A 15,464-nucleotide genomic window follows, 5' to 3' on the forward strand; every position below is an offset into this window, starting at 1 on the left:
AAGCCATGCGGCTATCGGCTGGTAAGTGATGTCCACATCGAAGGATCCAGCCCCCTCGCAGCCCACGCCGATGATGGCGCAATATCTCTCGCTCAAGGGGGAGGCGCAGGATTGCCTGCTCTTTTACCGGATGGGGGATTTTTTCGAGCTGTTCTTCGACGATGCGAAGGCGGCGGCGGCAACGCTCGACATCGCGCTAACCAGCCGCGGCGAACATGACGGCGCGCCCATCCCGATGTGCGGGGTGCCGGTGCATAGTGCGGAAAACTACCTCGCCCGGCTGATCAAGGCGGGGCATCGCGTCGCCATCGCCGAACAGACCGAAACGCCCGCGCAGGCCAAGGCGCGCGGGTCCAAGGCATTGGTCGGACGCGCCATCGTTCGATATGTGACGGCGGGCACGCTGACCGAAGAAACCTTGCTCGATTCCCGGCGCGACAACATGCTGGTGGCGCTTTGCCAGACTGGCGGCGACGGCGCGGGCGAATATGGCCTTGCCGCCGCCGACATTTCGACCGGCCTTTTCGAAACGCTGATGCTGCGCACGGGCGATCTGCCCGCTGAGCTGGCCAGGCTGCGCCCCAGCGAAATCGTCGTGCCGGAGGGGCTGGTCCTGGACCTACCCGAAGCCCATCCCTTCGACCGCGCCGCCTTTTCAAGCGGCCGGGCGGAAGCCGCGCTAAAGCGCCTGTTCGGCGTCGCCACGCTGGACGGCTTTGGCCAGTTCAGCCGCGCGGAATTATCGGCGATGGGCGGGCTGCTCAGCTATCTCGACCATGCAGGCAAAGGCACCCTGCCCTTCCTCGCCCCCCCGGTTCGCAAGGCCAGCGGGGCGCATGTCGCGATTGATGCGGCTACGCGCGAAAGTCTGGAAATCACGGCGACGATGAGCGGCGCGCGCGCGGGCAGCCTGCTGGGCGCGGTCGACCGCACCGTCACGGGCGCAGGGGCGCGGCTGCTGGCGCAGGACCTTTCCGCTCCTTTGATGGACCGGGCGGCGATTGAAGCGAGGCTGGGGCTTGTTCAGCTGTTCCACGACGATCCGTTGCTGCGTGATCAACTGCGCGCGGCCCTGCGCGCGCTGCCCGACATCGGCCGCGCGCTGGGGCGGGTCGCCATCGGTCGGGGCAGCCCACGCGATCTGGGCCAATTGCGCGACGGGCTGGGCGAAGCGCGGCTGCTGCGGGAAAGGCTGGCGCGGTTGTCCGGCATGCCGCCGCTGCTTGCGCAGCTGCTGCCTGCGATGGACGGCCACGGCGCGTTGGTCGATGGCCTTTCGCGCGCGCTTGTGCCCAGCCCGCCGACGGAAACGGCCAGCGGCGGCTATATCGCCGACGGTTACGATCCCGCATTGGACGAACTGCGTCGGCTGGCTGGCGATGGCCGCCGCGCAATCGCAGCGCTGGAGGCGAAATATCGCGAGCAGACCGGCATCGCCAGCCTGAAGATCCGCCACAATGGCGTGCTGGGCTATCATGTCGAGGTTCCTGCGCGAGCAGCCGACCCATTGATGCAGCCCGATAGCGGCTTTACCCACCGCCAGACGCTGGCCGGGGTCGTTCGCTTCAATTCGGTGGACCTGCATGAACAGGCCGGGCGAGTCGCACAGGCGGGCGCGCATGCGCTGATCGCCGAAGCGTCGCATCTGGAAGAACTGGTCGCCTCCGTCCTTGACCGCAAGGCGGACATCGCGCTGGCCGCAGAGGCGCTCGCGCGGCTTGACGTTGCCGCCGCCCTGGCCGAACGCGCGGCGGAAGGCGGCTGGGCGCGGCCCCATTTCCTGGCCGATGATGGCGAAGGCCCCTGCCTGGAGATTGTCGGTGGTCGCCATCCGGTGGTGGAAGATTCGTTGCGCCGCGACGGCCAGCCCTTCATCGCCAATGATTGCCGGCTGGGCGACGCCGACCGGCTCTGGCTGGTCACCGGCCCCAATATGGGCGGCAAGTCGACCTTTCTGCGGCAGAATGCGCTGATCGTCCTACTGGCGCAGGCAGGTGCCTATGTCCCGGCACAATCAGCGACGCTGACGCTGGTCGACCGGCTGTTCAGCCGGGTGGGCGCATCGGACAATCTGGCGCGTGGCCGCTCAACCTTCATGGTCGAGATGGTCGAAACCGCCGCTATCCTGTCCCAGGCGACCGCACGCAGCTTTGTGATCCTGGACGAAGTGGGGCGCGGCACTTCTACCTATGATGGTCTGGCGCTCGCCTGGGCGGTGGTGGAGGCGGTGCATGAGATCAACCGCTGCCGTTGCCTGTTCGCGACCCATTATCATGAGCTGACGCGGCTCGCCGAAACGCTGCCATCGCTGTCGCTCCATCATGTCCGCGCGCGCGAATGGAAGGGTGACCTGGTCCTGCTGCACGAAGTGTCCGAAGGGCCGGCGGATCGCAGCTATGGCTTGGCGGTCGCCCGGCTGGCGGGGCTGCCGACCGCCGTTCTCAAGCGCGCCAAGGATGTTCTTGCGCGGCTGGAAGCGGGGAAGGCAAAAACCGGCGGGATCGCCGCAGGGCTGGACGACCTGCCGCTATTCGCCGCCGCAGCAGCCCAGGCAGAGGAAAAGGCCGATCCACTGCGCGCCGCGATCGACGCCATCGATGTGGACGCGCTGTCCCCGCGCGACGCGCTCGATCAATTATACCAGCTGAAACAACTGGCCGCCGCATCGGGCGAGGACTAGATTAGATTCATGGTCATGCAATTCCCCACATTGGGATCGCGCCGGGCGATCATCGACCGCCGCGCGATTTCCGACAGCATCAACGCCCTGGCGCAGGACCATAGGGGCGACACGATGAAGCTGCGCGGCTTGGTCGTGAAGGAATTGAAGAGCGCGCTGGACGAGGGCCGGTTGGAAGTCGCACGTCGGCTTGAGGCGAAACCGACAAAGGGACGGGAGGTGGTGAGCGCCTTTGCCTTCCTGATCGATCAGATATTGCGCGTGCTGTACGACGCGACCACGCATCACCTATATCCCGCGAGCAATCGCAGCACCGGCGAGCGGTTGGCCCTGCTGGCCGTGGGCGGATATGGCCGGGGCGAAATGGCACCGCATAGCGACGTCGATATTGCCTTCATCACCCCATGGAAACCAACCGGCTGGACCGAGCAGGTCATCGAATCCATGCTCTATTCGCTGTGGGACCTGGGCCTGAAGGTCGGCCATTCCAGCCGGTCGATGGACGAAACCATGCGCATGGCCAAATCGGACCTGACCGTGCGCACCGCTTTGCTGGAGGCGCGTTACATCTGGGGCGACCGCGCCCTGTATGAAGAATCGGCCAAGCGGTTCGACGCCGAAGTGATGCAGGGCACGGCCCGCACCTTCGTCACGGAAAAGCTGGAGGAGCGCGACGAACGTCATCGCCGGATGGGCGACAGTCGTTATGTGGTCGAACCCAATGTCAAGGAAGGCAAGGGCGGGCTGCGCGACCTGCATACGCTGTTCTGGATCGGCAAATATGTGAACCGCGTGCGTTCCGTCGCCGAACTGGTCGATGTTGGCCTGTTGACCGAGGTTGAACTGCGCCAGTTCCAGAAGGCGGAGGATTTCCTGTGGGCCGTGCGATGCCATCTGCACATGATCACGGGGCGGACCGAAGACCGCCTGACCTTCGACCTGCAGCTGGAAACGGCGACGCGCATGCACTTCACCGGTCGACAGGGCCGGTCAGGGGTGGAGCGTTTCATGCGCTATTATTTCCTGAATGCGAAAATCGTCGGCGACCTTACTGCCGTGTTCCTGGCGCATCTGGATGACCAGCTGGGCGCGAAGGGCCGCCGCTATATCCCCGCGATGTTCCGCCGACCTAAGAAGCTGGACGGGTTCGTGCTGGACCGTGGACGCCTGGCCTTGCCCGACGATGATTTCTTCAAGGCCGATCCTGTCCGACTGCTGGAAATATTCGCCATCGCCGATCGCCACGGGCTGGCCATTCACCCCAGCGCCATGCGCACGGCGAGCCGGGACGCAGGCCTGATCACCGCAAAAATTCGGCGCGACCCGCGCGCCAATGCCGCCTTCATGGATGTGCTGACATCGCCGCGCGACCCCGAAACGGTGCTGCGCTGGATGAATGAATCCACCGTTTTCGGTCGTTTCGTCCCAGATTTTCGCCGCGTTGTCGCGCAGATGCAATTCGACATGTACCATCATTATACGGTGGACGAACACACGATCCGCGCCGTGGGCCTGCTGGCCAAAATTGAAAAAGGCGATCTGGCGCAGGATCACCCGCTGATGACCAGCCTCATGGGCAAGCTGATTTCGCGGCGGGCGCTCTATGTTGCGGTGCTGCTGCACGACATCGCCAAGGGGCGCGGCGGCGATCACAGCGTCCTGGGGGCGGAAGTCGCCGAACAGCTGTGCCCGCGGCTGGGTATGACCGCCGCCGAAACGGAAACGGTCGCCTGGCTGGTCCGCTATCATCTGTTGATGTCGGCCACCGCCTTCAAACGCGACCTGGCCGATTACAAGACCATCCTTGATTTCGTGGAGGTGGTGCAGAGCCCTGAGCGCCTGCGCCTGCTGCTCTGCCTGACCGTGGTCGATATCCGCGCCGTTGGTCCGGGGGTGTGGAACAGCTGGAAGCGACAGTTGCTGGCCGACCTTTACGAAGCAGCCGAGGAAGTGCTGCGCCTGGGGCATAAGCAGAAGGGCCGGGGCGAGCGGGTCGCCGCCAAGCAGGAGGCATTGCGGCAGGCGCTGGGGCTGTCGGCAGCCGACTTCGCGGCGCTGGCCAAACGTCTGCCCGAATCCTACTGGATTGCAGAGCCTGAGGACATTTTGATCCACAATGCCCAGCACATACTGGCATCGACCGGGTCCCAGCTGTCGATCGCCGCGCAATATTATCCGCAACGGGGCGCGACCCTCGTCACCGTCTATGCTGCTGACCATCCGGGCCTGTTCTACCGCATCGCCGGTGCCATTCATCTGGCAGGCGGTAATATCATTGATGCGCGCATCCACACCACGCGGGACGGCGTGGCCATCGACAATTTCCTGGTGCAGGACCCGCTGGGCGGCGCTTTCCACAGCCCTGACCAACTGACGCGCATCCGCGGCGCGATCGAAGATTCCCTGTCGAACCGCCACCGCATGATCACCAGGCTGGAAGCGCGCCCCCTTCCCCGCACCCGCGCGGAAGCGTTCCGCATCGAACCCAATGTGTTGATCGACAACAAGGCGTCGAACCGCTTCACCGTGATCGAAGTCAATGCCCGTGACCGCCCTGCCCTGCTGTTCAGTCTGGCCAATGCGCTGTTCCAGTCCAAGGTGACAGTCCACAGCGCCCATGTCGCCACCTATGGCGAGCGGGCGGTCGACACTTTCTATGTGACCGACCTGCTGGGCGGGAAGATTGAGAGCAAGGGGCGGCTGCAGACGCTGGAGCGCAGGCTGCTCGAAGCGGCGGATGGCGGCGTGAGTGAAACGCTGGAGCGGGCCTGACCGACGGTCGCGCGTAAACTACGCAATTTCCATCACGTCACCCGGCGCGAGCAACGGCAACAGCTTCAGCATGTCGGCCCGGTCCACAGCTACGCAACCGGCGGTCGGTCTCCCTTCCGACAGGTGAAAGAAGATGGCGCTCCCCTGCCCAGGGACCGGCGGCGCGTCATTATGGCCCAGCACGACGATCACGTCATAGGCGTCATCGTCGCGCAGCAGCGATTCGGCTGAGAACGCGCGCGGCAGCTGCACGGGCCGATTATAGGCCGGGTCCGCGGGATCGTCCGACCAGCCGTCCCCCTCCCTGACCCAGCGCCACGGTAGCCGGATGCCATCAGGCGCCGCTTTTCCCGGTCGCAACAATATGCCGCGCACCGGCCAGCGTCCCACAGGCGTGCAGCCGTCGCCTTCCCGCTTGTCCGCCGCCGCGCAAAGGCCGCCCCGACCGATGGTGCAAGGCATGTCGATCGCGCCGAAGCGAAGCCTGCCGGCTGCGCCATCGACGCGGATCGCCATCACAACTGATGCCCGGTGCGGTCGCGCTTGGTCGCCAGATAATGTTCATTATGCGGGTTGGCGGGCAGAATGATCGGCAGACGTTCCGCCACCTTGATCCCTGCGGTTTCCAAACCCGCCACCTTGTTCGGATTGTTGGTCAGCAGCCGCACTTCGGCAACACCCAACAGGTCCAGCATTCGCGCGGCCACTGAAAAATCGCGCGCGTCGATGGCGAAGCCCAGCCGGACATTGGCATCCACCGTGTCAAAACCCTGATCCTGTAGCGCATAGGCGCGCAGCTTGTTGATCAGCCCGATGCCGCGCCCTTCCTGCCGCAGGTACAACAGCACGCCCCAGCGCGATCCGGCGATCTGATGCAGGGCCTGATGCAATTGCGGGCCGCAATCGCATTTCAGGCTGCCCAGCACATCGCCGGTCAGGCATTCGCTATGCAGGCGCACGACCGGCAGGGAATCGTCGCGCTTGCCGATGACCAGCGCGACATGTTCGCGCGGTTCATCGGGACTGCGGAATGCGACGATTTCCGCCGTTTCGCTGGTGGATACCGGCAGCCGCGCCCGTGTTGCGATGGCCAGGTGCGTGGCATCGTCATAGGCATCGACATCTTCAGCGGCGACTTCCGCTTCGCTGGCGCCGGTGGAGGTCACGAAAAATGCGGGCAATATTCCGGCAAGCCGCGCGAGTTTCAGGCTGGCCTTGGCCGCGAGCGGGGCAGCCAGCGGCTTGGCGGAGAACGGCCCTTTCAGCGGTGACGCGAGATCCATCACCGGATCCGCGATCGTCATCGCAACATCGCCGTCGATCCATGGCGCACGCGCGATCAACACAGGCATGTCGGGATCAGCGGCGGCAAGCTGGTTCGCCAGCTTCAAGGTTTCGCCCCGCGCAGCCGCGATCAATATGTCCGCTTTGGCGGTCGGGTCGAAATCGGACAGGGTTACCGCGTCCGCTCCTTCGACCGCCATTACCCGGATTGCACCATCGGCGGCGCTGACCGTCACCGCCCAGCCCCGTCGTAGCGCATCAATGGCGCGAGCAGCGGCGCGCGCGCCCATCAGAACGCGAATTCCGTGATGATCGGGATATGGTCCGACGGCTTGATCCAGCCGCGCGCCGGTTCGACGACACGGTGGCTGATCGCCTTGTCCGCCACATCCTGCGTCATCCACATATGGTCCAGCCGCCGCCCGCGATCAGATTCCGCCCAGTCGCGGGCGCGATAGCTCCACCAAGTATAGAGCCGTTCAGGCGCGGGGTAAAATCGGCGGCCAATGTCGACCCAATCGTTCGAATCCTGCAGGCGCGCCAGGATTTCGCATTCGATGGGGGTGTGGCTGACGACATTCAGCAGTTGCTTGTGGCTCCACACGTCGCATTCCATCGGGGCGACGTTGAAATCCCCTGTCAGGATGGTGGGCTTATCCTCCAGCTGTGAGGACCATTCGATCATCCGTTCAAGAAAGTCGATTTTCTGGCCGAACTTCGGATTGACGGTGCGATCCGGCACATCGCCACCAGCGGGCACATAGACATTTTCGATCCTGACCCCATTGTCGAGCCGCACGCCGACATGCCGTGCTTCGCCATTGGCCTGCCAGTCGAGCCGGTCATCTTCCCACATCGGCACCTTGGAAAGGATCGCGACGCCATGGTGCATCCGCTGGCCGTTCAGCACCTGATGCTGATAGCCCAACTGGCGGAAATGCGCGGCGGGGAAAATGTCGTTCACCACCTTGGTTTCCTGAAGACATAATATGTCCGGCGCTTCTTCCCTCAGGAAATGTTCGACGATGTCGAGCCGGGCGCGGACGCTGTTGATATTCCAGGACGCGATGCTGAGTGTTTGCGGCATAAAGGTCCACTAGGACCCTGCGGCGAGCGGTGCAAGCTGCGGCGGGTGCATGTCCTCATTTCCACATCGGCGAAGTCGTGGTGCATCCACAAAGTAAGACCCCCGCTCCGGGGGCATGGAACGGGGGTCTCGATCGCGCCCTTGAAGCGCTTCGCGGAGAGAGTGAGTTCCGGGTAACAGGGGGGAAATCCCGATCTTCGTCCCTCGCCGTGGACTTCCTATTAGGGGTCCTCATATGAGCGGCAGATGAACAATGCCGACGGTTTTTCCGTCCATCGCGCAGATGGAGCGATTCACCCTCCCGCAGCGCGTCCCTTTGGCCGGGGATCATTCCAGCGGAAGGTAGAATCGGACACCGGCACGCCATAGGCATGGTTGGAAAGTCGCACGGACGTCCGGTTATTCTGCGAATCCAGCGCGACCCATCCATAAAGCTGAAGTCCTGCCGGGCCGGACGGATCACGTTTGAAGATCATGGTGATCGTGCCGAATTCGGGACGGCGCGGATCGCGCGCCTGCACGCTCAGCACCGACGGATCACCGGTCTGAACGACCTTGCCGAATTTCGACAGGTCCTTTTTCGGATCGATCAGCGCGCCGAGCGGCGAATTGCCGATGGGCCAGCGCTGGACCTGCCGCACTTCATAATCGATCATGGTAAGCGCTTTGCCGTCGCCGACGATCAGCAGGGGCACGCCCTTTTGATATTGAAAGCGGATCTTGCCGGGCTGCTTGATCGTCAGCTTGCCGCTGAGCGTCTGGCCGTTGCGATCGGTCTGGGTGAAATCAGCCGTCATCGTGGTGACGCCACGAATATAGGCATTGACCCGGTTAAGTTCCGGCTGAGCCTGCTGCGCAACGGCAGTAGCCGCAGGCATCAACACAGGCGCGGCGGCCAGGGCCAGAAGGGGCGCGATGATGCGCTTCATGCAATCTTCTCCGCTCTTGTTCAGATGATCTAGATAAAAGGCCGGGTTTGAACCCGCTCTGAACTGTCTCGTTCCCTTTGAGACAGGTTTCGCAGGAAGAGCAACTCTGTTGCCCCGCCGCCATTGTGTCGGAGTGGGGCTGCCCCAAGGCAATCCAGAAGGGCAAAAAAAAGGCTGATCCGAAGATCAGCCTGGAAAGTTTTAGGAGAGGATGCCTGAAAGGCAGGTCCCTTTTCCTCGATCCAGGCTGATGCCGCAAATGCGAAAGGAACGTTCACGATTGCGTTATTTGCAATCAATGGAACGTCCCCGTTCATTTCCCCTTAAAGTGGGCTGCCATTCTCATCGCGCAGCACCTCGCGCCGTCCGACATGATTGGGGGGGCCGACCAGTCCTTCTTCTTCCATGCGTTCGATCAGGCGGGCCGCGCTGTTATAGCCGATGCGCAACTGGCGCTGCAGCCAGCTGGTGGACGCTTTCTGATTCTCAAACACCAGCTGGCACGCCTTGCGGAACAGCTGGGCATCAGGGCTGTCGTCGCCCAGGTCAACGCCATCCAGCGCGAAGCTGCCCTCTTCCGGCTCTTCGGTCACGGCGGCGATATAGTCCGGCTGACCCTGGGCACGCCAATGATCGGCGACCACCCGGACCTCATCATCCGAAACGAAGGGACCGTGGACGCGCATCAGCCCCTTGCCGCCGTGCATGTAGAGCATGTCGCCCTTGCCCAGCAGCTGTTCGGCGCCCTGTTCGCCCAAAATGGTGCGGCTGTCGATCTTCGACGTCACGAAGAAACTGATGCGGGTCGGCAGGTTCGCCTTGATCACGCCGGTGATGACATCGACCGATGGGCGCTGCGTCGCGAGGATCAGGTGGATGCCAGCGGCCCGTGCCTTCTGCGCCAGCCGCTGGATCAGGAATTCGACTTCCTTGCCCGCCGTCATCATCAGGTCGGCCAGTTCGTCCACCACCACCACGATCTGCGGCAGCGGCTGGAAATCCAGCTGCTCCTCTTCATAGATCGGCTTGCCGGTTTCGGGGTCGTAGCCGGTCTGCACCCGGCGGCCCAGCGGCTTGCCCTTGGCTTTCGCGGCGCGCACCTTCTCATTATAATTGGCGAGGTTGCGAACGGAGATGGACGCCATCATGCGATAGCGATCCTCCATCTGCTCGACCGCCCATTTGAGCGCGCGGATCGCCTTGCTCGGTTCGGTGACAACGGGCGATAGCAGATGCGGGATGTCGTCATAGGTCGACAGCTCCAGCATCTTGGGATCGATCATAATCAGGCGCAGCTGATCCGGTGTCATGCGGTAAAGCAGCGACAGGATCATGGCGTTAAGGCCCACCGACTTGCCTGAACCCGTCGTGCCGGCGATCAGCAAATGGGGCATGGGTGCCAGATCGGCGATGATCGGTTCGCCCGAAATATTCTTGCCCAGGATGATCGGCAGCGTCGCATCCTGCCCAAACTGTTCGGACGTGACCAACTCGCGGAAGGACACGCCTTCGCGATTGGCGTTCGGCAGTTCGATGCCGATCACGGTGCGGCCGGGAATGGTCGCCACGCGTGCGGAAAGAGCCGACATGTTGCGGGCGATGTCGTCGGCCAGGGCGATCACGCGGCTCGCCTTGATGCCGGGTGCGGGCTCCAGCTCATACATGGTGACGACGGGGCCGGGACGAACCTCGACGATATTTCCCTTCACATGGAAGTCGTCGAGCACGCTTTCGAGCAATCGGGCGTTACGCTCCAACGCGGCCTTGTCGATCTTCTGCCCCTGACTGACGGGAATGGGATTGAGCAGGTCGGCGGACGGGAGCGAATTGTTGCCGAACAGATCGTCCTGCGACACGGGTGCCATTTGCCGCTGGGCGGGCGCGGGCTTGGGTGTCTGGATGTTGATGGGGGGCTTGGGTTCGTTGCTGACCGCGCGGCGGGGGGCGATGACGCGGCCTTCGACGTCATCCTCATCCTCGGGGTCGGCGGCGATGGACCCGCCGCCAATCAGGGCGAAACTGGGCTTGGGCAGGCTGAGCGTCGGTAATGTGGGACGGCGCAGGGCGATGATGGGCTTTTCCAGCGCCAAGCTGCGATACCAGATGAAGAGACCGCTGATCAGCATCAGGACGATGAGAATGCCGGTGATCCAGCCCTGCGCCGCCGGAGCCTGCGCGGTAAGGCTGCGCACGCCGCTGGCGGTGGCCAGGCCCACCAGCCCACCCCAGCCGGACGGCAGGTCGATCAGGGAATCAGGTTGGAACATGGCCAGTCCGATGCTTACCAGGGCGATACCGAGCAGGCATTTGCCGAATTGGGCTTTCCAGTCGGTCATGTCCTGATCGCCCCACAAACGGCGGGCGGTGATCGCCAGCAGCGGCAGGATCAGCGCGACGGGGACACCCAGCAGGGTCAGCAGAAGGGCGGACACCCATGCACCGGGCAGGCCCATGATATTCTGGACGTGATTGTCGGCCACGGTCATCATGGACGGGTCGCTGAGCCGAAAGCTGAGCAGCGCGAGTGCCAGGAACAGCGTTGCCAGCATCAGCGTGATTGCGCTGATCAAAGCGCCGCTTCGGATCAGGCTGCGTTTCAGCATTTCGCGCCATTCCGGCGTGCGCTTTGATCCGCGGCTGACAGCCATGGCTTAAATGTCCCCCAAATGTTCCCGTTCGGCACAATGCGCCGAGCGGGGAGTTCGCGTCAAGAGTCCGGCGTTTCGACTGGTCGTGGGAAAAGCATGAAGGAAATGGTGAATGGAATGCGTTGCCGGGGGAAAAGCCAAGTTATGTGATTCACTCATGCATTTGCGGGACGGGCGTGCTGCGCAGGGCGATCAGGCAGCCCGCAACGATCAACCCCGCGCCCGCCAGCGTCGGCAGCGTCATCCGTTCCCCAAAGGCGAGCCAGCCGATGACCGCCGCCCAGATGAAGGCGGTATATTCCACCGGAATGAGATTTTGCGCCTCCGCCCGCGCATAGGCCCAGGCGAAAGCGGCGAGCGAGGTGAAGGCTAGACCGGCACAAGCGGCGACCAGCAGCCAGGAACCCAGGCGGGGCAAATCAAGCCGCAACGGCACCAGATCCGGCACCAGCCACGCGGCGAGCGCGCACAGGCCAAAGAGGATGAACATGACCAAATGCTGGAAAAAGGCGACCTCCACTGGGGAGGCAAGCTGCGCCTGCTGCCGCTGGATAATGAGGTTCCAGGCGAAAAGCATGGCGGAAAGCAGCACCGCAACGCTGCCCAGCAAGGCCTGCGCGTCATAGCTGCCCTGCATCCTGCCCGACAGGATCACGGCGACGCCGACAAGCCCCAGCAGTGATGCGCCGATTGCCCGTCGGCTGATCCGTTCCCCCAGCAGCAGCGCGGCGAGATAGAGGGCGATGAGCGGCGCGATGAAGGAAAGGGCGATGGCTTCGGCCAGCGGCATGCGCATGAGCGCGAAGAAAAAGAGGCTGGCCATCAGCGTGACGACCACGCCGCGCAGCAAATGCAGGCGCAGGACCGCCCTGTCCGGCCAGCGGTGGCCGCCCGGCAGCATGAGCGCAAGGCCAAGCACCGTTCCCGCCAGCGCGCGCCAGAAGAGCGCGTTGAACAGACCGATGGAAAGACTCAATCCCTTCATCGCGGCGTCCATGAGGGCAAAGAGCAGGACGGCGGCGCAGCAGACCGCGAAGGGAATGGCCAAGGAGCGGGATTGAGGCTTGTTCATGGCGGCGGGCGTAGTGGTGAGGGGGCTATTGCCATTGGGGGGCGCCAGAAGATCGAAAAAGAAGAAAAGGGCTTCGACGGGCTCAGCCCGAACGGGGGTGGGGTAGCTTGGAGGGCCGTGCCTTACCCATAAAGGGGACGGGGGTGAGGGTGGCTAGCAGCGACGAACCCCCTGCCCTATTCCGCTGCCTGCGCCTTGCCCGCGTCCGTTGTTTCCGCTTCGAGCTTGGCCGCCTCGATCTCGGCGGCCTTGGCCTCGACCAGCTGGACGATATGATCGACCATCCCCGCGTCCTGGATGGTGTGGTCGGTGATGCCGGACAGATAGACCATATGCTTGCCCGCGCCGCCGCCGGTCAGGCCGATGTCGGTTTCGCGCGCTTCGCCGGGGCCGTTGACGACACAGCCCAGGACCGAGAGCGACAAGGGCGTGTGGATATGCTGGAGCCGTTCCTCCAACGCCTGCACGGTGCGGATGACGTCGAAGCCCTGACGCGCGCAGCTGGGGCAGGAGATGACCTTGACCCCGCGCGTGCGGATGCCGAGGGATTTGAGGATTTCATAGCCGACGCGGACTTCTTCTTCCGGTTCGGCGGAGAGGGACACGCGGATCGTGTCGCCGATCCCGGCCCAGAGCAGGTTGCCGATGCCGATGGCGCTTTTCACCGTGCCGCCGATCAGGCCGCCCGCTTCGGTAATGCCCAGATGCAGGGGGCAATCCACGGCTTCGGCCAGCTGCATATAGGCGGCGACGGCAAGGAACACGTCGCTGGCCTTCACCGCGACCTTATAGTCGTGGAAATCCTGATCCTGCAGCAGCTTGATATGGTCGAGGGCGCTTTCGACCAAAGCTTCGGGGCAGGGTTCGCCATATTTTTCGAGCAGGTCCTTTTCCAGGCTGCCTGCATTGACGCCGATTCGGATCGCGCAACCATTGGCCTTGGCCGCGTCGACCACTTCCTTGACGCGCGCTTCCGATCCGATGTTGCCGGGATTGATGCGCAGGCAGGCCGCGCCCGCGTCCGCCGCTTCCAGTGCGCGCTTATAGTGGAAATGAATGTCGGCGACGATCGGCACGCGCGCGGCGCGGACGATCTGTTTCAAGGCTGCGGTCGATTCTTCGTCCGGGCAGGACACGCGGATGATATCGACGCCCGCGTCCTCACAGCGGCGGATCTGATCGATCGTCGCGCGCGCATCGGATGTCAGCGTGTTGGTCATGGTTTGCACCGTGACGGGCGCGCCGCCGCCCACCGGCACGTTGCCGACCATGATCTGGCGGCTGGGCCTGCGGGCTATGTCGCGCCAGGGACGCAAGCCGGGATTATGGTCGGACATGGAAAATGGGGCTCCAATATGATGAAGCCCCTATAGAGAGATATGCCGCCGGTTAAAACCGCGCCGTGACCGATGCGGCGATCTGGTCGACATTGCCGCCAGCCCGTGACCGCGTCGTGGTCGTTACGGCTGCACCGCCCGCATAATAATGATCAGGACGGTTGATCGTCACGGATTGAATGAAATTATGCGCATAGCTGAGGTTGAGCGCGAGGGAGGACGACATATTCCATGTCGCTCCGCCCGAAAGCCACACCCGGTCGCCGTCGGGCACGCGCGTGGTCAGATATTGCGGGTTGGTAGGCGTGCGGTCGAACATCGTGCCCGCGCGCAAGGTCAGCCGTGGGCTGACATCATATTCGCCGCCCGCGCTGACGCTGTAGCTGTCGCGATAGCGCACCGGCTTGACCGATGTGCCAGTGCCGGACGTGATGGTGATAGCCTGGAACACCGACCAATTATACCAGCGCGCCGTCACCATCGCCCGTGCGCGCGGCGTCAGCCGACGCATGACGCTGACCGTGGCGATGTCGGGCAGATGGAGCGGGGCAACAAGGTCCGACGTGCCGTTCAAGGCCGCAAGGGGTCCTTGCAGATCCGAAAGCGTCGCCAGCCCTTCGATCCGGTGTTTCATGCCCGACCGATAGTGCAGCCCCACCTGCGTATCACCGGCACGATAGAATAGTCCGGCATTCCAGCCGATCGACAGGTCATCCCCCTCCATCCGGGCATGTCCATCGGCGGCGACTGGCGACAGATTGGGCAGGGCGTTGGTCAGCACGACCTTCACATATTGAACGTCCACGCCGCCGCCGATCGACAGGGATTCGGTCAGCTTGAATGCGGCAGAAGGCTGAACATTATAGGTTTTGAGTTCGGTGTGAAGCGAGTCATAGCGCCCGAAGAAATCTTCATCATAGTCCAGCTTCAGCCCGAACGGCGCGGTGACGCCGACGCCCAGCCACAGGCGGTCTGTCACTTGCGCCGTCGCGTGGACGCTGGGGACAGCAATCAGGCTGGCGAAGGGTTTGCCGCCCGAACCGCCGCTGACAGCCACTTCGCCGGGGCTGCCGGGTACTGTCCTGGTCGTGCCGAGATTATTTTGCCGCGCGGTGACCGAAAGCAGCACCCCGCCCATCGACATCTGCACGCCGGGCAAGGCGGTCATGGCGGCAGGATTGAAATAGACGATCGACGGATCGTCCGCCGCCGCCGCGCCGCCGGACAGCGCCCTGCCTGTTTCCTTGGGCGATTGTTCCTGCAGGTAAAATCCGCCAGCCAAGGCCGGGGCGGGCACCATCGCGATGACCATGGGAAGCAGGCTGGCAATGGGACGATGACGCAGGAACATGAGAATCCTCTTTAAGTCTGGTCTGATGCCGACTTTTGGCCGGATCGGGATTTTGATCTCAGTTAGAGTGGCATGGTTAAGATCAAGTTCACGATTCGACCAGCCGTGCGACGAGCAAAAAAAAGCCGCCCCGAAGGACGGCTTGGAAGTTTTAGGAGAGGATGCCTGAAAGGCCCGTTCCTTTTGCGTTGCAGCGAATATTCTCGCAAATGCGAAAGGTGCGCTGCCGATTGCGTCCGATGCAACTGTCGTCGCGAGCCTTGCTTTCCGTAGCGTCATGGCAATCCAAAAAATGCACGGCAGC

General features: G+C 63.3%; 10 protein-coding genes. 2 read left to right on the forward strand and 8 right to left on the reverse strand.

Features of this window, described 5'->3' with window-relative positions:
- Positions 1-28 precede the first annotated feature (28 nt).
- The gene (mutS, locus tag FHS54_RS04475) at positions 29-2,680 is read left to right on the forward strand and encodes a DNA mismatch repair protein MutS (RefSeq protein WP_167302550.1); all 2,652 of its coding nucleotides are present in this window, start codon (positions 29-31) and stop codon (positions 2,678-2,680) included.
- 9 nt (positions 2,681-2,689) lie between these two features.
- Entirely contained in the window at positions 2,690-5,452 is a 2,763-nt protein-coding gene (locus FHS54_RS04480; RefSeq protein ID WP_167302551.1) for a [protein-PII] uridylyltransferase, read from the forward strand.
- A gap of 18 nt (positions 5,453-5,470) precedes the next feature.
- Here FHS54_RS04480 and FHS54_RS04485 read toward each other — a convergent pair whose 3' ends face one another.
- The 8 genes from FHS54_RS04485 to FHS54_RS04520 form a co-directional block, all read right to left on the reverse strand.
- Entirely contained in the window at positions 5,471-5,971 is a 501-nt protein-coding gene (locus FHS54_RS04485; protein WP_167302552.1) for a L,D-transpeptidase family protein, read from the reverse strand.
- Complete coding sequence (gene ribA / locus FHS54_RS04490) at positions 5,968-7,026, reverse strand: GTP cyclohydrolase II (RefSeq protein WP_167302553.1); 1,059 nt, start codon at positions 7,024-7,026, stop codon at positions 5,968-5,970. The genes FHS54_RS04485 and ribA overlap by 4 nt, the downstream gene beginning before the upstream one ends.
- Positions 7,026-7,823 (reverse strand): exodeoxyribonuclease III, encoded by a 798-nt coding sequence (gene xth, locus FHS54_RS04495; RefSeq protein WP_167302554.1) that lies wholly within the window; start codon positions 7,821-7,823, stop codon positions 7,026-7,028. Before xth ends, ribA begins: the two co-directional genes overlap by 1 nt.
- A 293-nt stretch (positions 7,824-8,116) precedes the next feature.
- Entirely contained in the window at positions 8,117-8,752 is a 636-nt protein-coding gene (locus FHS54_RS04500; RefSeq protein ID WP_167302555.1) for a LolA family protein, read from the reverse strand.
- Positions 8,753-9,075: 323 nt separating this feature from the next.
- Entirely contained in the window at positions 9,076-11,400 is a 2,325-nt protein-coding gene (locus tag FHS54_RS04505; protein ID WP_167302556.1) for an FtsK/SpoIIIE family DNA translocase, read from the reverse strand.
- A 151-nt stretch (positions 11,401-11,551) separates the two neighbouring features.
- Positions 11,552-12,472, reverse strand: a complete 921-nt coding sequence (locus FHS54_RS04510) for a DMT family transporter (protein WP_167302557.1) — start codon at positions 12,470-12,472, stop codon at positions 11,552-11,554.
- Positions 12,473-12,648: 176 nt separating this feature from the next.
- Entirely contained in the window at positions 12,649-13,809 is a 1,161-nt protein-coding gene (gene ispG, locus FHS54_RS04515; RefSeq protein ID WP_167302558.1) for a flavodoxin-dependent (E)-4-hydroxy-3-methylbut-2-enyl-diphosphate synthase, read from the reverse strand.
- Between the two features lie 52 nt (positions 13,810-13,861).
- A complete protein-coding gene (locus FHS54_RS04520) occupies positions 13,862-15,160 on the reverse strand; it encodes an OmpP1/FadL family transporter (RefSeq protein ID WP_167302559.1) in 1,299 nt (432 codons plus the stop codon).
- Between the last annotated feature and the right edge of the window lie 304 nt (positions 15,161-15,464).

The sequence above is a fragment of the Sphingobium vermicomposti genome, from assembly GCF_011762025.1.
In the GTDB taxonomy this organism is placed as follows: domain Bacteria; phylum Pseudomonadota; class Alphaproteobacteria; order Sphingomonadales; family Sphingomonadaceae; genus Sphingobium; species Sphingobium vermicomposti.